15 protein-coding genes are annotated in these 19,789 nt (G+C 71.1%); 9 read left to right on the forward strand and 6 right to left on the reverse strand.

Annotation, left to right across the window (positions count from 1 at the left end):
• Positions 1 to 113 precede the first annotated feature (113 nt).
• Positions 114 to 2,336: a DNA helicase PcrA gene (gene pcrA, locus AB0K05_RS00725; protein ID WP_148037301.1), complete on the forward strand. Its 2,223-nt coding sequence runs from the start codon at positions 114 to 116 to the stop codon at positions 2,334 to 2,336.
• A gap of 9 nt (positions 2,337 to 2,345) precedes the next feature.
• Here the strand turns inward: pcrA and AB0K05_RS00730 are convergent, their stop codons facing one another.
• Positions 2,346 to 3,305, reverse strand: a complete 960-nt coding sequence (locus tag AB0K05_RS00730; RefSeq protein ID WP_364225330.1) for a L,D-transpeptidase — start codon at positions 3,303 to 3,305, stop codon at positions 2,346 to 2,348.
• 350 nt (positions 3,306 to 3,655) lie between these two features.
• Entirely contained in the window at positions 3,656 to 4,261 is a 606-nt protein-coding gene (locus tag AB0K05_RS00735; protein ID WP_271276623.1) for a hypothetical protein, read from the reverse strand.
• A 489-nt stretch (positions 4,262 to 4,750) separates the two neighbouring features.
• Here AB0K05_RS00735 and sucC point away from each other — a divergent pair, with 489 nt between their 5' ends.
• From sucC to AB0K05_RS00750, 3 genes are all read left to right on the forward strand, one after another.
• Positions 4,751 to 5,932: an ADP-forming succinate--CoA ligase subunit beta gene (sucC, locus tag AB0K05_RS00740; protein ID WP_148036896.1), complete on the forward strand. Its 1,182-nt coding sequence runs from the start codon at positions 4,751 to 4,753 to the stop codon at positions 5,930 to 5,932.
• A gap of 3 nt (positions 5,933 to 5,935) precedes the next feature.
• Positions 5,936 to 6,811: a succinate--CoA ligase subunit alpha gene (gene sucD, locus AB0K05_RS00745; RefSeq protein ID WP_148036897.1), complete on the forward strand. Its 876-nt coding sequence runs from the start codon at positions 5,936 to 5,938 to the stop codon at positions 6,809 to 6,811.
• A gap of 163 nt (positions 6,812 to 6,974) precedes the next feature.
• On the forward strand, positions 6,975 to 8,600 hold the full coding sequence (locus AB0K05_RS00750; RefSeq protein ID WP_148036898.1) for a DUF6350 family protein: 1,626 nt from the start codon (positions 6,975 to 6,977) through the stop codon (positions 8,598 to 8,600).
• Here AB0K05_RS00750 and AB0K05_RS00755 read toward each other — a convergent pair whose 3' ends face one another.
• Entirely contained in the window at positions 8,601 to 9,020 is a 420-nt protein-coding gene (locus AB0K05_RS00755; RefSeq protein WP_261809072.1) for a hypothetical protein, read from the reverse strand.
• Positions 9,021 to 9,096: 76 nt separating this feature from the next.
• On the opposite strand from AB0K05_RS00755, the gene purN reads away from it, so the two are divergent.
• The 3 genes from purN (at position 9,097) to AB0K05_RS00770 (ending at position 11,565) form a co-directional block, all read left to right on the forward strand.
• The gene (purN, locus tag AB0K05_RS00760) at positions 9,097 to 9,726 is read left to right on the forward strand and encodes a phosphoribosylglycinamide formyltransferase (protein WP_261809073.1); all 630 of its coding nucleotides are present in this window, start codon (positions 9,097 to 9,099) and stop codon (positions 9,724 to 9,726) included.
• Positions 9,723 to 11,264 (forward strand): bifunctional phosphoribosylaminoimidazolecarboxamide formyltransferase/IMP cyclohydrolase, encoded by a 1,542-nt coding sequence (gene purH / locus AB0K05_RS00765; RefSeq protein ID WP_148036900.1) that lies wholly within the window; start codon positions 9,723 to 9,725, stop codon positions 11,262 to 11,264. Before purN ends, purH begins: the two co-directional genes overlap by 4 nt.
• 118 nt (positions 11,265 to 11,382) lie before the next feature.
• On the forward strand, positions 11,383 to 11,565 hold the full coding sequence (locus AB0K05_RS00770; protein WP_148036901.1) for a hypothetical protein: 183 nt from the start codon (positions 11,383 to 11,385) through the stop codon (positions 11,563 to 11,565).
• On the opposite strand, the gene AB0K05_RS00775 is transcribed toward AB0K05_RS00770, so the two are convergent.
• From AB0K05_RS00775 to AB0K05_RS00785, 3 genes are read right to left on the reverse strand one after another with little or no spacing between them, the layout of a single operon-like run.
• Positions 11,544 to 12,473, reverse strand: coding sequence for an ROK family protein (locus tag AB0K05_RS00775; protein WP_364225338.1), 930 nt, complete (start codon positions 12,471 to 12,473; stop codon positions 11,544 to 11,546). The genes AB0K05_RS00770 and AB0K05_RS00775 overlap by 22 nt on opposite strands.
• Positions 12,470 to 13,258 carry a hypothetical protein gene (locus AB0K05_RS00780; RefSeq protein WP_364225341.1) on the reverse strand — a complete coding sequence of 263 codons (789 nt, stop codon included), beginning with the start codon at positions 13,256 to 13,258 and terminating at the stop codon, positions 12,470 to 12,472. Before AB0K05_RS00780 ends, AB0K05_RS00775 begins: the two co-directional genes overlap by 4 nt.
• Positions 13,255 to 17,646 carry a glycoside hydrolase family 38 C-terminal domain-containing protein gene (locus AB0K05_RS00785; RefSeq protein WP_364225344.1) on the reverse strand — a complete coding sequence of 1,464 codons (4,392 nt, stop codon included), beginning with the start codon at positions 17,644 to 17,646 and terminating at the stop codon, positions 13,255 to 13,257. Before AB0K05_RS00785 ends, AB0K05_RS00780 begins: the two co-directional genes overlap by 4 nt.
• Positions 17,647 to 17,761: 115 nt before the next feature.
• On the opposite strand from AB0K05_RS00785, the gene AB0K05_RS00790 reads away from it, so the two are divergent.
• Both AB0K05_RS00790 and AB0K05_RS00795 read left to right on the forward strand, forming a co-directional pair.
• A complete protein-coding gene (locus tag AB0K05_RS00790) occupies positions 17,762 to 18,613 on the forward strand; it encodes a bifunctional methylenetetrahydrofolate dehydrogenase/methenyltetrahydrofolate cyclohydrolase (protein WP_148036905.1) in 852 nt (283 codons plus the stop codon).
• Positions 18,614 to 18,742: 129 nt separating this feature from the next.
• The gene (locus AB0K05_RS00795) at positions 18,743 to 19,717 is read left to right on the forward strand and encodes a hypothetical protein (RefSeq protein WP_364225348.1); all 975 of its coding nucleotides are present in this window, start codon (positions 18,743 to 18,745) and stop codon (positions 19,715 to 19,717) included.
• Positions 19,718 to 19,789 lie beyond the last annotated feature (72 nt).

Below are 19,789 nucleotides of genomic sequence, written 5' to 3' on the forward strand. Positions count from 1 at the left end.
CTGAGGCGTCTGTCCGCACAACGGGAGCCCGGTCCCCGGCATTCCGGGCGCCGATTGTCGGTGAGGGGGCCTAACCTAGGGGCGTGCCCACCCAAGTCTCTGTTGACCACCCTTTGCTCGACGGCCTCAACCCTCAGCAGCGCGAGGCCGTGCTCCACCACGGCAGCCCGCTGCTGATCGTCGCGGGCGCCGGGTCCGGCAAGACGCGGGTGCTCACCCACCGCATCGCCTACCTCCTGGCCGAGCGCGACGTCCATCCGGGCGAGATCCTGGCCATCACGTTCACCAACAAGGCCGCCCGCGAGATGAAGGAGCGCATCGACAAGCTCGTCGGCCCGCGCTCGCGGGCGATGTGGGTGATGACCTTCCACAGCGCGTGCATGCGCATCCTGCGCCGCGAGGCCAAGCGGCTCGGCTTCCCTTCGAGCTTCTCCATCTACGACCAGGCCGACTCCCAGCGCCTCATGGCCATGGTCTGCCGCGAGATGGAGCTCGACCCCAAGCGCTATCCGCCCCGGTCGTTCTCCGCCCAGGTCAGCAACTTCAAGAACGAGCTGATCGACTACGAGACCGCGATCGAGCGGGCGGGCTCCCACCTGGAGAAGACGCTCGCCCAGGCCTACAAGAGCTACCAGCTCAAGCTCACCGAGGCCGGCGCGATGGACTTCGACGACATCATCATGAACACGGTGACGCTCTTCCAGCTCTTCCCCGAGGTGGCGGAGCACTACCGGATGCGCTTCCGCCACGTCCTCGTCGACGAATACCAGGACACCAACCACGCGCAGTACATCCTGATCAGGGAGCTGGTCGGGTTCCCCGAGCTGCGCACCGCCGACGGCGACCAGGTGCGCTCCGGCACCAGCCAGTCGGAGCTGTGCGTGGTCGGCGACGCCGACCAGTCGATCTACGCCTTCCGCGGCGCGACGATCCGCAACATCCTCGAGTTCGAGCGCGACTACCCCGACGCCCGCACGATCCTGCTGGAGCAGAACTACCGCTCCACCCAGAACATCCTGGCCGCCGCCAACGCGGTCATCTCCCGCAACGAGTCGCGCAAGCCGAAGAACCTCTGGTCCGACCAGGGCGACGGGCCCAAGATCGTGGGATACGTCGCCGACAACGAGCACGACGAGGCCGTGTTCGTGGCCCAGGAGGTCGACCGGCTGGCCGACGAGGAGGATGTCAGGCCGGGCGACGTCGCGGTCTTCTACCGCACCAACGCCGCCTCCCGCGTGTTCGAGGAGATCTTCATCCGCACCGGCCTGCCCTACAAGGTCGTCGGCGGGGTGCGCTTCTACGAGCGCAAGGAGGTCAAGGACCTGCTGGCCTACCTCCGGGTGCTGGCCAACCCGCTCGACGTGGTGTCGCTGCGCCGCATACTCAACGTGCCCAAGCGCGGCATCGGCGACCGGGCCGAGGCGATGGTGGAGGCGTTCGCGGCGCGCGAGCGGATCCCGTTCTGGGAGGGCCTGCGCCGGGCCGACGAGGCGCCGGGCATGGCCACCCGCTCGCTCAACGCGATCAGGGAGTTCGTCGCGATGATCGATGAGCTGATCGCCAAGGGCGAGGGCGTGCCGCCGTCCGCGCTGGCCGAGGAGGTGCTGGTGGCCACCGGCTACCGCGCCGAGCTGGAGGCGTCCGAAGATCCTCAGGACGAGTCCCGCCTGGAGAACCTCCAGGAGCTGGTCTCGGTGGCCGGCGAGTTCGAGGAGGCCAACCCCGAGGGCACGCTCGTGGAGTTCCTGGAGCAGGTGTCGCTGGTGGCCGACGCCGACCAGATCCCCGAGCAGGACGGCGGCCAGGGCGTGGTGACGCTGATGACGCTCCACACCGCCAAGGGCCTGGAGTTCCCCGTGGTGTTCCTGACCGCCATGGAAGACGGCGTCTTCCCCCACATCCGCTCCATCGGCGAGCCGAAGGAGCTGGAGGAGGAGCGCCGCCTGGCCTACGTCGGCATCACCCGCGCCCAGCAGCGGCTCTACCTGACGCGGGCGGCGGTGCGCAGCTCGTGGGGCGCGCCGTCGTTCAACCCGGCCTCGCGGTTCGTCAACGAGGTGCCGGCCAAGCTGGTCGAGTGGCGCACCGACCCCGACAAGTCGGCGTGGAGCGCCGCCACCCGCCGCGAGCCCGCCCCGGCCGCGGCCCCGAAGAAGACCGGCGGCCGGGCCGTCCCGTCGCTGACGCCGGGCGACCGGGTCACCCACGACGCGTTCGGTCTCGGCACCGTGGTGTCGGTCGATGGCGTGGCCGAGAAGACCAAGGTCAAGATCGACTTCGGCTCGGGCGGTGAGAAGACGCTCCTGCTCGCGTACGCGCCGCTGGAGAAGCTCTGACCCCGTACGTCAGCTCTGGGCGGTGCGCAGGGCGCTGCCCTTCTTCCACTGGGTCCAGTTGAGCTGCCAGTAGCTCCAGCCGTTGTTCCACTGGAGCTTGCGCTTGGTGCCGACGATCTTGACGACGTCGCCGCGCTGGCTGATCTGGTAGAACCACTTGGCCCCGGCAGGGGTGGCGCGCACGCAGCCGTGGCTCTGGTTGGACCGGCCGAGATACTGGTAGTCGCCGAAACTCTGGTGGACGTACTCGCCGCTGTCGGAGATGCGCACCGCCCACGGGATCTCCTCCTTGTAGTAGCGGGGGTCCTTCGGGTCGGTCACCCCCATCCACGACGAGGTCATGGTCTCCACGGCCTTCTTGCCCATGGTCAGGTGGACGCCGCTGGTGGTCAGGTAGACGTCGACGCCGTTCCTGACCAGCCCGCCGCGGCCGGCGCTGATCGGGATCTTCTTGGCCAGCTTGCCGTTGCGGTAGACCTTCATGACGTGCTTGCGGGTGTCGACCAGCGACACGTGCTTGGCGCCGACGGCGAAGCGGCGGCTGACGTTCTTCGCCTTCTCGTTGCCGGGGATCTCGCTGAGCAGGGCCTTGAACAGCACCTTCTGGTAGGGCTTCCAGTAGGTCTTGGTGCGGTAGATGACCTTGCGCGGCGACACCCACCGCCAGGCGCCCTCGACGGGCTGCTCCGCCTCGACCTGGAGCACGGACTCGACGGCGGCCTTGTCGGGCACGTCGCGGTCGAAGGTGACGATGATGGGGAAGCCGACGCCCACCTTCTCCGTCTTCTCGCCCATGGGGGTGATGTCGTCGATGCCTATCTTGAACTTCTTCTTCGCCTTCGTGACGGTTTGAGCCGCCTGCACCGTCTGCGGCCGGGCGGCCTGCTGAGCGACGGGGGCGCCCTCCACCGCGCAGGCCACCGCCGTCACCAGCGCGGCGGCGGCGAGAATCCGGGGGAAGACATTCACGGGTCGTACTCCTGAGCTATGGTTCTCCGCGTTACGCGTCTGTACGTGTGACAATTGGGACGCGTGTTTCGACGGCGGATGGCTCGTCACGATGTTGTAACGGTCCAAAGGAGCACGAAACCGGCCTCCGTGGATCAGCGTTTGACCTTAGCGGCCCGCCGCTCTGACGGTCCCGCTTCTTCATGGCGGCCAGCGGATCCTTGGGCGCGGCCTGCGCGGGGACGGCCTGGACGAAGGTCGAGGCGAGGGCCGCGGTGAGACGCTTCATGCGATGTCTCGGTCTTGTGGGACTGGGAAGACCCCCATGCCCGAGGGCATGAGGGTCCTCATTCGTACGGAAGAGGAGAAAGCTAGCCGCCGACCCCGAGTGAGCTGATGGCGTCTTCCGGGATCTCCGACGGGATGTCGGCGTCCGGCGTCTCGGCGAACAGGTCGGCGATGTCGAGCCACTGCGACTTCGCCGGGGCCTTGATCGTGACCTTGGAGCCCCAGCCGGTGTAGCGGGTGTCGGTGACGGTGCGGCTGCTGCCCATGAGGCCGAAGTCGAGTGTCCACTCGCTCACCACGCGGGTCACCAGTCCTCTGGCGTTGGTGTCGAGGAGATACTTGACCTTGATCTTCCCGAGCTTGCCGGGGATCTTCGTGTCCTGGAACGCCGCGAGCTGCTTGAGGGTGACCGTGCCCTTGTAGTCGCCCTTGACGTTCTCGGCCTTGGCGACCAGGCCCTTGAGCACCTTCGGGTTGAAGATGTCGACCATTTGGTTCGACTGGTGGGAGAAGCCGGGGTAACGCAGCCACTTCTTGCCCTCGGGCAGCATGTCCGTGAAGATGCCGCCCTGCAGGTACCTGTGGTCGCCCGTGCTGATGGTGCGGTTGGAGCCCAGCGCCGACAGGGAGGTGCGCGTATTGCCCTTACCGCTGGACTTCGCGCGGCTGGTCAGGTCGGCCGCGATCACTCCCTTCTTACCGAAGGCGAGTTTTCCTGTCGTACGAAGGGTTTCGGCGGCCTTTCCGTCGACGTAACTACGCGCAGTTTCGGAAACGCGCACTCCGTGTCCGGGCTTGAACTGCTGCTTCAGCGTTTTGACCGGATTCGCCGGTGCGGCCTGCGCTGGCGCCACCGTGACCAGCGTCGCCGCGGTGGCCAATGCCAGTCCGGCAATGACTCTTCTCATCGTTGTCCTCGGTTGAAAAGGAAGGGGAAAAAGGTATCTTGCCGATCGAAGATCACAGCGATATCTCAATAGGCGGACAAGAGCTGATGATTCGGTGCACATTTCGTGCAGGCGGAGTGAGATCACCGTCACATCCAGGCACAACCGCGACCCGGTGACCGGGAAGGGTCAAGTCTGGGGCTAGGCTTCACTGGCGGAAACGCCCGGCACGGACGTACGGGGTGGCCCGGGCCGTCGAACATTCAGTCGGAGAAGCAAGGACGGACCCTCGTGGACCTGTTCGAACATCAGGCGAAGGAACTCTTCGCCGACTACGGCATCCCGGTGCCACGCGGCATCGTCGCCCACACCGTGGAGGAGGCACGCGCGGCCGCCGAGGAGCTCACCGGTCGCGTCGTCGTCAAGGCGCAGGTGAAGACCGGTGGCCGCGGCAAGGCCGGCGGCGTCAAGGTGGCCGACGACGCCGCCGACGCCGTCGAGAAGGCCCAGGCCATCCTGGGCATGGACATCAAGGGCCACACGGTGCACAAGGTGCTCGTGGAGGAGGCCAGCGCGATCGCGGAGGAGTACTACTTCTCCTTCCTGCTCGACCGCGCCAACCGCACCTTCCTGGCCATCTGCTCCGCCGCGGGCGGAATGGACATCGAAGAGGTCGCCCACTCGACCCCCGAGAAGGTCGCCAAGGTGCCGGTCTCGCCGCTGACCGGCGTCGACCGCGCCACGGCCCGCGAGATCGCGGCGGCCGGCGGGCTGCCGGAGAAGGCGCTCGACGGCGCGGCCGAGCTCATCGAGAAGCTCTGGTGCGCGTTCGTCGACGAGGACGCCAGCCTCGTCGAGGTCAACCCGATGATCCTGTCGGCCGACGGCCAGGTGAAGGCCCTCGACGGCAAGGTCACGCTCGACGACAACGCCTCCTTCCGCCAGCCCGACCACGAGGCCTTCGTCGACCAGGCAGCCGAGGACCCGCTGGAGGCCGCGGCCAAGGCCAAGGACCTCAACTACGTCAAGCTCGACGGCACCGTCGGCATCATCGGCAACGGCGCCGGCCTGGTCATGTCCACGCTCGACGTGGTCGCCTACGCGGGCGAGGCCTTCCCCGGCAAGCCCGCCCCGGCCAACTTCCTCGACATCGGCGGCGGCGCGTCCGCCGAGGTCATGGCGGCCGGCCTGGAGATCATCATGTCCGACCCGTCGGTCAAGTCGATCTTCGTCAACGTGTTCGGCGGCATCACCGCCTGCGACGCCGTGGCCAACGGCATCGTCTCGGCGTTCAAGCTGCTGGAGAGCCGCGGCGAGTCGGTCAACCACCCGCTGGTGGTCCGCCTCGACGGCAACAACGCCCAGCTCGGGCGACAGATCCTGGCCGACGCCGCGCTCCCGCGCGTCGAGCTGGTCGACACGATGGACGACGCGGCCAAGCGGGCCGCCGAGCTCGCTGCGGTAGGTGCGTGACACATGGCTATCTGGCTGACCGAGAACAGCAAGATCATCGTTCAGGGCATGACCGGTTCGGAGGGCACCAAGCACACCCGCCGCATGCTCGCCGCCGGCTCCCGCGTCGTAGGCGGCGTCAACGCCCGCAAGGCCGGCACCACCCACGAGGGCCTGCCCGTGTTCGGCACGGTCAAGGAGGCGATGGAGAAGACGCGCGCCGACGTGTCCGTCGTCTTCGTCCCCCCGGCGTTCACCAAGGACGCCGTCAAGGAGGCCGTCGACGCCGAGATCCCGCTCTGCGTGGTGATCACCGAAGGCGTGCCGGTCCACGACACCACCGAGTTCTGGGCGTACGCGACCGAGAAGGGCAACAAGACCCGCATCATCGGCCCCAACTGCCCCGGCATCGCCTCTCCCGGCGCCTCCAACGCCGGCATCATCCCCGCCGACATCACCACCGCGGGCCGCATCGGCCTGGTGTCGAAGTCCGGCACGCTGACCTACCAGCTCATGTACGAGCTGCGCGACTTCGGCTTCTCCACCGCCGTGGGCATCGGCGGCGACCCGGTCATCGGCACCACGCACATCGACTGCCTCCAGGCGTTCCAGGACGACCCCGGCACCGACGCGATCGTGATGATCGGCGAGATCGGCGGCGACGCCGAGGAGCGCGCGGCCGCCTACATCGAGAAGCACGTCACCAAGCCGGTCGTCGCCTACGTCGCGGGCTTCACCGCGCCCGAGGGCAAGACCATGGGCCACGCCGGCGCCATCGTCTCCGGCTCGGCCGGCACCGCCCAGGCGAAGAAGGAGGCCCTGGAGAAGGTCGGCGTGCGCGTCGGCAAGACCCCCTCCGAGACCGCCCGCCTGATGCGGGAGATCATGCAGTCACGCTAGACAGCGGCGAAGGCCCCCACGGACGGCTCGTTCGTCCGGGCGGGGCCTTCCGCGTGTCCGGGGCTCGGAAAGCCCGTGCCCGTCGCGGAAACACCGTATAAACCGGGCGGGTGCGGCGCGTCAACCAAGCGCCGGTCGGAAAAGATTGAGAAAATCACTTGTTGTGACGGCGATACTCGACCAGCTCCGCACCGCCCCCCGGTCGGTTCTCGGCAAGCTGCCGGGGGTCTCGGGTGACGACGAGTCCCGCCGGCCCCTGCCCGTGTCCGGCATGCTCGCCGCCGCCATCGCGCTGGGTGCCGGGCTCGCCGTCCTCACCACGCTCACCATCGTCGGCTGGATGGCCGCCCCGCGCGGCGCGCTCGGCCAGGGGCTGCCCGGCGTGTTCCGCACGGCCGCGCAGATCTGGCTGGCCGCCCACCACGCGGGCTTCGACATCCCCGGCGGCCGGGTCGGGCTTCTGCCCCTGGGCCTGATGGTGCTGCCCGCCCTGCTGCTCTACAAGGCGGGGCGGTGGATGGCCCGCGACGCCGACCTGCGGCTGCGGCTGCCGGCCCGGCTGCCGAAGAACAGCCCGAAGGAGAAGGCCAACGCGCGGCGCCGGGCCCAGCTCGTGCTGGTCGTGCAGGCGGGCGTCTCGCTCGCGGCCCCCTATGCCATGCTGGCCGGCGGCATCGCGCTGGCCACCACCAACGACCTCACCAAGCCGTCCATCGGCGAGGCGCTGATCAGCCACTTCCTCCTGGCCTTCCTGGCCGGCACGCTCGCCGTCGCGCGAACGATCGGGCCGTGGCGGGTGATGCCGAGGCTGCTGCCCGAGCGGGTGCGGGCGGTGACCGTCGGCACGGCGGTGGCCACCGCGATCATGCTCGCGGCCGGGCTGGTGCTCGTGCTGGTCGCCATCGTGCTCAACTTCGACCAGGTGCGGGAGCTGTCCGACGTGCTCGCGCCGGGGTTCGTGGGCGGCGTGCTGCTCCTGCTGGTGCAGCTGCTCTACCTGTTCAACGTGGTCATCTGGGGGCTGTCCTACATCGCCGGGCCGGGGTTCGCGGTCGGCGCGGACACGCTGGTCGCGCCGACGGGCGTGCAGCTCGGCACGGTGCCGAGCCTGCCGATGCTGGGCGCACTGCCCGACAGCGGCCCGGCGCCCGTCTGGATGATGGCGGTGATCGCGCTGCCGTTCGCGGCGGGCGCGGTGGCGGGCGTCGTGGTCGCCAGGATCTCGCCCTCTCCCGCGTACGAGGCCGCGCCGCTCTGGGGTTTCCTCACCGGCGTCACGACCGGGCTGGTGGCGGCGGCGCTGGCCGCGTTGTCCGGCGGGCCGATCGGCGGCGGCAGGCTGACGGTCGTCGGGCCGCCGGCGTGGGAGGTGGCCCTGTCGGTCGGGCTGGAGGTGGGCGTGGCCGCCGGCATCTCCGCCGGCGTGACCAACCTGCTGCTGCTCAGCCGCAAGGCCCGCGCGCCGCTCGACAAGGCCGCCGCGCCGGTGCGGAAGGCGGGGGCGGCGATCGCCAGGGCGGCCAGCAAGGTCGGGCTGGCCGAGTCGGACGCCCGCCCGCTGCCCGGCCACTGGATGGACGCCACCGAGGCCGACACGCAGCCCATCCCGGTCATCAGGGACGACTGGCAGGACGAGCACGCGTCGGCCGCCGCCGAGACCCTGGCCCAGGCGCGCCCGCGCGCCCCGCTGGACGAGGCGCCGCGGAGCCGCAAGGACATCGTGGACGAGTCAGACGACAAGGGCGGCCACGTGATCTACGTGGACCCGTACGCCTGGGACCGCGACTGATCAGGGCTGCGCCGCGCCGAGCAGCTCCAGCACGTCGGGCGGCAGCTTCTTCTCGGCCGCCTCCCTGAACTGCACGAAGCACTCGCCCTGCGACTGAACCGTGCCGGCGCCCTTCATGCACTCCTGGTAGGCGGAGTTCTCGTCCATCAGGTAGACCTGCATGCCGGTGGCCCCGGCGGAGAGCAGCAGCGCGGCCGTCGCCACGGCGATGCCGCCCGACGCCACGCCGGTGGGTTTGCCCGCGCCTCTCAGCAGCGGGAGCGCGCGGATGCCGGCCACGAGCGCGAACACCGCCATGACCAGCCCGGCCAGCGGCAGCATGAACGTCATGGCCAGCGCTGCGATGGACAACCAGATCGCTCGGCGGCCCGCGGACTCCGCGGGCTGCTGACCGGCCGGTGCTTGCACCGGTGTCGACACCTGACCTCCTCTGCGTCACCGGGCGAGTAACGGATACGCTTGCAGCCCCACCCCACGATTGTCCATGGGAGAGTGCGTGTCTAAGGCTGGGCGGCTCGTCGTCCTCGTCTCCGGCTCTGGAACAAACCTACAGGCCCTGCTGGACGCTTCCGCCGATCCTTCGTACGGGGCCCGCGTGGTGGCCGTCGGCGCCGACCGCGATGGGATCGAAGGTTTGGCCAGGGCGTCACGCGCAGGCGTACCCACTTTTGTGCGAAATTTGCGTGATTATCCGAATCGTGAGGATTGGGATGCCGCGATCGCCGCGGAGATCGCGGCCCACAAGCCCGATCTGGTGATCTCGGCCGGCTTCATGAAGATTCTCGGCGCTCCGACGCTGGACTCGTTCCCGGTCGTCAACACCCACCCCGCGCTGCTGCCGTCGTTCCCGGGGGCTCACGGCGTGCGCGACGCGCTCGCGTACGGGGTCCAAGTGACGGGCTGCACCGTGATGCTGGCCGACGCCGGCGTCGACACCGGGCCGATCATCGCCCAGGAGGCCGTGCGCGTGCTGCCGGGCGACGACGAGTCCGAGCTGCACGAGCGCATCAAGACCGTCGAGCGCCGGCTGCTCGTCGACACTGTCGGCCGGATGGTCCGCGAGGGCTGGACGGTCAGCGGACGCGTCGTCCGCATCGGCAACAACATTGGAGGGGAAAACTCGTGACCCGCATCGCCATCCGGCGTGCCTTGATCGCCGTGTACGACAAGTCGGGGCTGGAAGAGCTGGCCAGGGCTCTCGACGGTGCGGGGGTGGAGATCGTGTCGACGGGCGGCACGGCCGCCGCCATCGCGTCCTACGGCATCCCGGTGACCAAGGTCGAGCAGCTCACCGGCTTCCCCGAGTGTCTCGACGGGCGCGTCAAGACGCTCCACCCGAGGGTGCACGCCGGGCTGCTCGCCGACCTCGGCAAGCCGCACCACGTGCAGCAGCTGGAGGAGCTGGAGATCGACCCGTTCCAGCTCGTGGTGGTCAACCTCTACCCGTTCGAGCAGACGGTGGCCTCGGGGGCATCGCCGGAGGAGTGCGTCGAGCAGATCGACATCGGCGGCCCCGCCATGATCCGCGGCGCCGCCAAGAACCACAACACCTGCGCGGTCGTGGTCGACCCCGGCTTCTACGGCGAGGTGTCCGCCGCGCTGGAGCAGGGCGGGTTCAGCAAGGCCGAGCGCAAGCGGCTGGCGGGCATCGCCTACGCCCACACCGCCGCCTACGACGTGGCCGTGGCCTCGTGGTTCGGCAGCGCGTACGCGGCCGAGGAGGAGTGGCCCGCGTTCATGGGCGCGACCTGGCGGCGCAAGGCCGAGCTGCGCTACGGCGAGAACCCCCACCAGGGCGCCGCCCTCTACACCTCGGGAGCGGACGGGCTGGCCAACGCCGAGCAACTGCACGGCAAGGAGATGTCCTACAACAACTACCTCGACGCCGACGCCGCCTGGCGGGCCGCGTGGGACTTCACCGACCCGTGCGTGGCCATCATCAAGCACCAGAACCCGTGCGGCATCGCCGTCGGCGCCGACGTGGCCGAGGCGCACCGCAAGGCCCACGCGTGCGACCCGGTCTCCGCCTACGGCGGCGTGATCGCCGTCAACGGGCCGGTCACGGCGTCCCTGGCCCGGCAGATCGCCGAGGTGTTCACCGAGGTCGTGGTGGCGCCCGCGTTCGAGCCCGAGGCGCTGGAGATCCTCACCAGGAAGAAGAACCTTCGCCTGCTGGTCTGCCCCGCTGGCCCGGCCAACGCGGCCGAGTTCCGCCGGATCGACGGCGGCCTGCTCGTCCAGCAGGTCGACCGGGTCGACGCGGCCGGCGACGACCCGTCCACCTGGCAGCTCAAGGCGGGCGAGCCGGCCTCTCCGGAGATGCTGGCCGACCTGGCGTTCGCCTGGCGGGCCGCGCGCTCGGTCAAGTCCAACGCGATCCTGCTGGCCAGCGACGGCGCCACCGTGGGCGTGGGCATGGGGCAGGTCAACCGGGTCGACTCCTGCCGCCTCGCGGTCAGCCGGGCGGGCGAGCGCGCGACGGGCGCGGTTGCCGCGTCCGACGCGTTCTTCCCGTTCCCCGACGGGCCGCAGGTGCTCATCGAGGGCGGCGTGAAGGCCATCGTCGAGCCCGGCGGCTCCGTACGCGACCAGGAGGTCATCGACGCGGTGGAGAAGGCGGGCGTCACGCTCTACTTCACCGGCACGCGGCACTTCTTCCACTGATCGACGGCTCGGCGGCCCGGACCCCGGGCCGCCGATTTGCCGGAAAAGTGCGGCGGCATGCCGCTTTTCCGGTTAATCTGATGCGCGTTGCGTGTCTCATTCCCCTCGGAGTGTCTCCATGACGCTGCTCGACGCATCCCTGAACGTCCTCCTGGCCGTGAACGGATTCGCCACCAGCCCTTTCGTGCTCATCCTGCTGGCCTTCATCGGCGCCTACCTCGGCGGCCGGGCCATGGAGCTGATCCCGTTCACCCGCAGGATCATCGAGCGCCGTGAGGCTCAGCTCGCCGAGCGGGAGTAGTCCCAGGCCAGCTTGGCCGCCCCGGCGAGGCCGGCCCGCACCCCCAGCGTGGTCGGCCACACCTCGACGGCCCTGACGAACCCCAGCCCGCCGACGTCGTCCAGCGCCGCCTCCAACGGGCCGAACAGCACCGGCCCCGCCTGGGAGACGCCCCCGCCGACGACCACGGTGGTGATCTCGACCGCGGCGGCCGTCGAGGCGATCATCCCGGCCAGCGCCCGCGCCCCCCGCTCGAACGCGGCCACCGCCACGCGATCACCCGCGGCGGCATCCCCCGCCAACGTCCGCGCGTCCGCGACCACGGGGTCGCCGGTCGATGCCCGGCCGGGGGTCCAGCCGTTCTCCAGCGCCCAGCGGGCCATGTTGGGGCCGCTCGCGTACCTCTCGACGCAGCCGCGTCCGCCGCACTCGCAGCGCTCGCCGTACGGGTCCACGCTCATGTGGCCGACGTGTCCGGCGTTCCCGGTGGGGCCGAGCAGTGGCGTGCCGTCGACGACCAGGCCGCCGCCGATGCCGGTGGAGACCACGATGCCCAGCAGCGCGCGGGTCTCCTGGCCCGCGCCCAGCCAGTGCTCGCCCAGCGCCATGCACTGCGCGTCGCCGGCGAGCACGGTGGGCAGGCCGGTCAGCTTCCGCACCTCGTCCCGGAGCGGGAAGCCGCGCCAGCTCGGCATGTTCACCGGGCTCACGGTCCCGGCGGCGAGGTCCAGCGGCCCGGCGCACCCGATCCCGACGGCACCGGGCTCCGGCCCGCCCTCGGTCACCTCCTCGATCAGGCCGCGCAGCGCGGCCATGACCTCCTGCCCCGGCGTGGGCCGGGTGCCGGAACGCAGCACGGATCCGCTCGCGTCCACGAGCGCGGCGGCGAGCTTGGTCCCGCCGATGTCAATGGCAAGTACGTGATTCATGAGTGTTTGTGGTGGTTGTCGGGCTGGCGAGGGTCGCCAGGATGCTCAAGTCCGGGCACGAGCCGCACCGTCGCGGCCCGCTTCTCATCGATCCACCGCGCGAAGGCGAGCCGCCGCGCCGCGTCGAGCCGGGGTGCCCCGGCGCCGCTCTCCGAAGCGGGCGTCTCGCCGTCGAGGGCCGCGACGTCCAGCTCCGAGCGCTCCGCCACCGCGACATGCCAGCCCAGGGCATCTCGTACGGGGTCGGTGATCTCTCCGGGAGGCCGGGAGCGCAGGGCAGCGGCGAGGGCGGCGGGCAGCGACTCCAGGGTGACCGCGCCCAGCGGTTCCAGGTCGGCCGGGGTGGCCGTCCGGGCGGTCTCCCGGTCCTCGAACAGCCCGTGCAGCACCAGGTAGCGGGTCTCCCGCTCGTCCCGTACGGGGGAGGGACGCCAGGCGGCGGGCACCTCGGCGGTGGCGGTCACGTGCCGGTACATCGCGCGCACCCACGGGCTGCCGTGATAGGCGGCGGCGTTGACGGAGCCCAGCTCGACGGCGGCGATCCGGTCGAGCGGCGGCCCGTCCACGGGGGCCAGCCCGAGGCGCGCGGCCTCGTCCTCGCACAGCGCCTCGGTGAGGATCACCTGGGTCAGCCACCGGGCCAGCTGGCGGTCCTCGGCGCTGCCGGGCGTGGGCAGCGCGGCGCGTGACGGCCCGGCCCGCAGCTCGGCGATCCGCCGGTCGAGCGCCTCCCGCCCCACGGGCCTGTCACCGATGTACCCGATCTCCGCAGGAACGGCGGTCACCGGGTCACCTCCAGGCGGACGGTGGCGGCGTACTGGCAGCGGCCGAACCACATGACCTTGGGCAGCGCCCAGAAGTGCCCGGCCGCCGCGTCCGGCGGGACCTCCACGGGGAACGTCACGTCACAGGTCCCTCCGGCGGCCACCGTGAACCCCCTGATGACCGAGGGGAGCAGCTCCCACGTCCCCCACGGGGCGGCGAGCTGGCCCTCGCCCCGGATCTCTCCGTGGGTGCCGTTCGCGAGCCGTACGGTCAGAGCGGCGCGGTCGCCGGGGCGGAGGGTGAGCGCGTCCGCGAGCGTCGTCACCGACAGGCCGGTGGGCCGGGCCCCGTCGGCCGTGGTGCCCCGGACGGCGTCGACGGGGGCGGGCGCGGGGCCGGGCACGGGCAGCTCGGGGGCGTCGCCGAGCGCCACCGTGACCACGTCCTCGATCACCTGCCCGCCGACGCCCGTCCGCGCGGACACGAAGTGCAGGCCTCTTCCGGGTGCTGGGGTGACGGTGGCGGGGAACCGGACGTGCCCGCCTGGCTCGACGCGGAACGGCCGCCGCGCCGGCAGCACCGTCCACCCATCGGGTACGTGCAGCTCCACGACGCCTTCGTGCGCCGCGTCGGTCAGCTGCGACGACACGACGACGTCCACCTCGAACGGCCCGTCCGGGGTGACCAGGCCGGGAGTCAGGGTGACCGACACCGGCAGATAGCCGAGCGGCGCCGGGCCCTTGTTGTGCAGCCAGTAACGCGCGTACACCGGCTGCGCGGTCTCTCTCACCGCGCCCAGCTCGGGCCCCGTCTCCATGGGCTCGGCGGCGACCAGAAACGTGCCCACCTCGGCCCCGCCCAGCCTCACGGCCCCCGGGTGGTTCCCCTCGGGATCGAAGAGCGGCCGGCGCGTCCTCGAACCTCCCACCCGCTTCGGCAGCACCGACCCGTCGAAGCCTCCCGCGGCGGGATGGGGCGCTGTCGGCGGGAGAGGACGTTCGAGCAGGTCGGCGGGCGTCAGAGCGGAGGGCAGAAGAGGGGAGTGGACCTTGGCCTCAGAGCCGAGCCCAGTGGCCTCCACCAGGCGCAGGGTGACCGTCTCGGCGGCGAGACGGGCGCGCCCGTGGGCGTGCGGGTTGCCGGTGGCCTTGAGCGTGCCCAGGAGCACGTCACGAGCAGGCTCCACGCGCAGCAACGAGCACACCTGCGGTAGCACCGGACCACTCGCCCCCATCAGCGGCCCGTCCGTGGCGTGCGGCGGGGACGCGCCCGCGTGTGGCGCCACTCCCGCCGGACCGGTCGCGCCCATCAGCAGCCTGTCCGTCGCGTGCGGTGGCTCGCTTGCTGGGTTGGTCGTGTGAGTCGGAGGTCTGTTCGCCGGGGCGACCACGCGGGGCAGCAGTGGGGTGGTGAACTCCTGGCCCGAGGAGGGGAGCCGGTTCGCCCGCCAGTCGCCGGGTCCGGCCACGAGGGCGTACGAGAACTCGTGGGTCCAGTGCTGGAGCTGGAACGCCGACCCGTCGGGGCCGGTGCGGCGCGGGGGGTCGAGCCAGACGCCGGAGGGCCAGCCCGTGCAGGACCGCATGAGCGACAGGTGCAGAGCCCCCGACGGGTCCACCGCGAAGCCCGGCAGCCCGTACGCCAGCAGCGCCACCGTCCGGTCGTCGAGCCGTTCGGAACCGGCCGGGCAGACGGCCGGGATGACGGCGCCGGCCAGGTCGTCCACCAGCTCGTCCACCGGCCCGGCGACGATGAGGGCGGGCAGGGAACGCAGGTCGCGCAGGTCCGCGCTGGGCCGCCACACCTCGGCCAGCGGCCGTTCGGCGGGCACCCACACGCGCCGCGCGCCCGACGTGAGCGCCTCGGAGAAGACCGGGTCGCAGCGGGACAGCAGCTCGGCGGCGACCGGGTTGGTGTCCGGCCCGCCGAGGACGATGCGCGTGTCCGGCAGGTTCGAGTCCACGTGCAGCCACCCGTACCGGGTGCCCGAGGCGGTGGAGGTGGTGGCGGTGACGCCCACCCGGGCCAGCGCCGCGACGAGCTCGCGGGCCCGCGGCGCGTCCGAAGGGCCGGGCACCACGATCTCGGCCACGCCGATCGCCCGCGCGCCGGCCGGGCCGAGGTCCACCCGGGCGGTGGAGGACAGGCCGAACCAGGTGTTGGCCGGGTTGTCGAGCGTCCACGGGTGCTCGGCCGAGTCCACGTCCGGCAGCGCGAAGCCGCGCCCCACGACGGCGCCCGCCACGTCCGACACCGGCAGCGCGCCCTCGACGTGCGCCGGGAACCGGACCCTGAGCAGGCGGTCGGCGCCGGTGTAGTCGACCACGCGGGTGGTGAGGTCCACCCGGTCGGAGCCCGCCAGGAGGGTGACGACCTGCTCGTACGCGACCTCGCCCACCTGCCCGGTGACGATGATCCGCTGCCCGACGGGGGAGGTCTCGGCCCGTACGGAATCCGCCGGGGCGTCGCCTGACCCGAGGGAGCTGCCGGTGGGCATGAGGTGCCACGGCCCCTCGCCCATGTCCGGGTGCTGCGGGTACTCCTCGTACAGGCGCAGCTCGTTGCCCAGGCCGGTGAGCAGTTCGCGGCCGGTGGCCAGGTCGGTGACGGAGGCCAGCGCGCCGCCCCTGGCGGGGTCGGCGACGACCCGCCAGCGCTCGTTCTCGATGGTCGTGCCGGGCAGGTCCTGCCACGGGTCGGCCCGGCCCTCGACGACCCGGTACGTGCGCCAGCCCGTCGCGGGCACGTCCCTGGCCGTGAACGTCAGCGTGCCGTGCTCTGAGACCGCCGGGATCTCCACGCCCGCCGGGTCGGCGACGCGCAGTCCGGGCCCGAGGCGCACGCGCACCAGGCCGTCGCGGGCGAACGGCAGCGTGTTCGTCACCACGACGCTGCGCCCGTCCACCGCCACCCGGCCCATCAGCGCGTCGAGCGCCCGGTCGCGGGCGTCCGCCGCCAGGTCGTACGCCTCGCGCCAGCCGGTCAGCAGGTCGATGTAGACCTGGTCGGACTCGGAGCCGGTGATCGCGTCGTGGTGCGCCCCGTACGCGAGCTGCCGCCACACCTTGTCCAGCGCGGTGTGCGGGTAGCGGCCCAGCCCCAGCAGCGCGGCGAGCGCCGAGAGCCGCTCGGCGTCCAGCGCCGCCACCTCGGCGGCCCGCTGGGCCTGCTTGGTGTCGATGTAGGAGACGTCCTTGCCGGTATAGATCGGGTTCATGTCCCGTGATTGCGGGCTTAAGGCCGAAATTTCGGTACGAACCGCGTCCAGGAAGTCCCGAGGCGTCCCGCACACGAACCGCGGCCACACGTACCGCGCGTTCCAGGCACGGTGGATCTCGGTCACCCACTTGTTCGGCGGGGTGTAGTCGGTGCCGACAGGCAGCAGGATGTTCCGGGTGGCGGCGACGGGCTTGAGCGACCGGTACAACTCGTACACCGCCGCCATGGCGGCCTCCAGCGTCGGCGCCGAGTCCATCCACCAGCCGGCCGAGTAGTGGGCGGGCATGTAGTGCGTCAGCACCCCCAGCCCGGACGGCGCGATCCACTCGAACTCGCTGGGGAACTGCATCAGGGTGGCGTCGTTCCCGGCCGCGCCGAAGTTCTTGTCGATCGGCCCCCACTGGTGGAACGGCCCGCGCGCCCACGCGCTCCCGGTCAGCCCGGCCGCCGCCAGGTAGCCGGGGAACTGCGGGTCGTGCCCGAACGCGTCGAGCTGCCAGGCGGTGCGCGGGTCGCCGCCGAGGATGTCGCGCTGGTAGCCGATGCCGTGGACGAGGTTCCTGATGGTGGTCTCGGCTCCGGTCAGGTTGGTGTTGGGCTCGTTGTACGTGCCGCCGACCAGTTCGGCCCGGCCCTCGGCGAGCAGGGCGCGCAGGTCGGCGCGGCGCTCGGGGTGGGTGTCGAGGAACGGCTTCAGATAGTCGACCTCGGCCAGCACGAACCGGTAGTCCGGGTCCCGCAGGGCCAGCTCGATGTGCGCCTCGACCAGCGCGAACGCGTTGAACTCCCAGAGCGGTCTGGTGGTCGCGTCGGCGGCCAGCAGCTCCCACGGGCTGGTGTAGGCGGCCTGGGTGTTCCACCAGACCGGGTCGTAGTGGAAGTGGGAGACCATGAACATGGTCCAGCCGGGAGACTCGGCCGTCACGGTCACGTCCAGCGTCTCGCCCTCCAGGGTCACCACGCACGGCACCACCGCGCCCGGCGGCGTCTCGGCGTCGAGCGGCACCTCCAGCGTGACCGGTCCGTCCCCGGCGGGCACGGTCGCGTGCCCGCGCACGCCGTCGCCGCGCACCTCCAGCGCGGCCTCGCGTCCGTCCCGCGCGACGGTGACCTTCAGCACCTGGCGTGGCCGGTCCGCCGGCCCCACGAACAGATCGGTCGGCTCCGCGGACAGCAGGCGAACAGACAAATCAACCCCTAACACCCAGACCGGCGACGGCCACACTATGCCTTCCGTGGGTCCATGACAACGATGTCATCGGCCGGGAAACGCGCGCCGGCGGAGCCATGGAAGGATTGGAAGCATGAGCGCAGTCAGACTCGACGGCAAGGCCACCGCGGCGAAGATCAAGGCAGACCTCACGGCCCGGGTGTCCGCCCTCAGAGAGCGCGGCATCACCCCCGGGCTCGGCACGGTCCTCGTCGGCGACGACCCCGGCAGCCAGATCTACGTCGCGGGCAAGCACCGCGACTGCGCCGAGGTCGGCATCGCCTCCATCCGCGTCGACCTGCCGGCCACCGCCACCCAGGCCGAGGTCGAGGCCGCCGTCGACGAGCTCAACGCCTCACCCGAGTGCACCGGCTACATCGTCCAGCTCCCGCTGCCCAAACACCTCGACACCATGGCCCTGCTGGAGCGCATGGACCCGGCCAAGGACGCCGACGGCCTCCACCCGGTCAACCTCGGCCGCCTGGTCCACATGGTCGACGCGCCGCTGCCCTGCACGCCGCACGGCATCGTGCTGCTCCTCCAGGAGTACGGGGTCCCGATCAAGGGCGCCGAGGTGGCCCTGGTCGGCCGGGGCATCACCGTGGGCCGCTCGCTCGGCCTCCTGCTGACCCGGCGCAGCGAGAACGCCACCGTGACCCTCTGCCACACCGGCACCCAGGACCTGGCCGGCCACGTGCGCCGCGCCGACATCGTGGTGGCGGCCGCGGGCGTGCCCGGCCTGATCACCAAGGACATGGTCAAGCCGGGCGCCGCCGTGCTCGACGTCGGCGTCTCCCGGGTCAACGGCAAGATCGCCGGCGACGTGGCGCCCGACGTGGCCGAGGTCGCGGGCTTCCTCACCCCCAACCCCGGCGGCGTGGGCCCGATGACCCGCGCCCTCCTGCTGGCCAACGTCGTGGAGGCGGCCGAGCGGCTGCACGCCTAGGGGCTCGTACGGGGTCCGAGGCTGGGTTCTTCGTACGTTCGACAACCGCTGTTGATATCTTTGGCCGCTTTAGTCCAGAAATATCGTGAGGCGGTTTAGATGCGGAGATTTGTGTGGATGGTCGGGTGCTTGGCTCTGGCAGGATGCTCCGTCCTGCCGGGGGCGGGCTCGGAGCAGGCGCCGTCCACGGCGGCCACCGGCACCCCGACACCCGCGGCCGCGCCCGTCACCGCCCAGGAGGTGGCCTCGGTCCTGGAGGACTACGTCAAGCGCAACAACGCCGCCAACAAGGCCGTGAGCGACAAGCTGCTCGCGGGCTACGAAGGCGGCTCCAGCCTGGCCATCGACAAGGCGGGCTACGCCTCCGTCCGCAAGCTGGGCGGTCGCCAGGCCGCCTACCAGCCGTTCGGCTACACCGAACCGGTCCACACCGTGCCCGTCGGCCAGGAGGGACGCTGGTTCCTGGCCACGACGCACTGGAAGGGCAAGACCGGGACCGCCAAGGAGCCGACCTACCTGCTGTTCACCCGTGACGGAGAGTCCTGGAAGCAGGTGTACGCCCCCGACGTCTTCGAGGGCAAGGCCGCCGAACTCCCCGAGATCGTCGCGGACGCCTCGGGAACGGCCGAGGAGGTGGCCCACTCCGACGCCGCCGGGCTGATGATGTCGCCCGCCGCGTTCGCCAAGAGCTACGCCGCCCACCTGGTGAACAAGGGCACCGCGGCGTCCAGGACCCGCTTCGCGGCCGACCGGCTCACCACCGGCGCCGCGTCCAACCGCGTCAAGATGAAGGAGTACGCCAAGGTCGTCGAGAGCGCCCGCCCGGCCACGGCGTATCCCTCCTACGCCCTGCGCACGGCTGACGGCGGGGCGCTCGCCTTCACCACCCTCCAACGGACCATCCGCTACGACGTGCACCAGGGGCCGGGGCGCAAGTACGTCTTCCAGAAGAACAACGGGTTCCTGCGCGGCAAGTTCTACACCTACATGAAGTCCACCGCGCTGATCCAGGTCGTCGCGCACATCCCGCCGAAGACCGCCGAACCCGCCCAGGTCGAGGTGCTCGGCTCCTACAGCGGCATCATCTCCGGCAGCGGACGCTAGCCCGCCACCGTGAGGCGTGTTCGGCATGCGTACACTTATTCACTAGCCGAACATTTCGGAGAGCTGCGCCTC

It is taken from the genome of Nonomuraea sp. NPDC049486 (genome assembly GCF_040676925.1).
GTDB classification, from domain to species: domain Bacteria; phylum Actinomycetota; class Actinomycetes; order Streptosporangiales; family Streptosporangiaceae; genus Nonomuraea; species Nonomuraea ferruginea.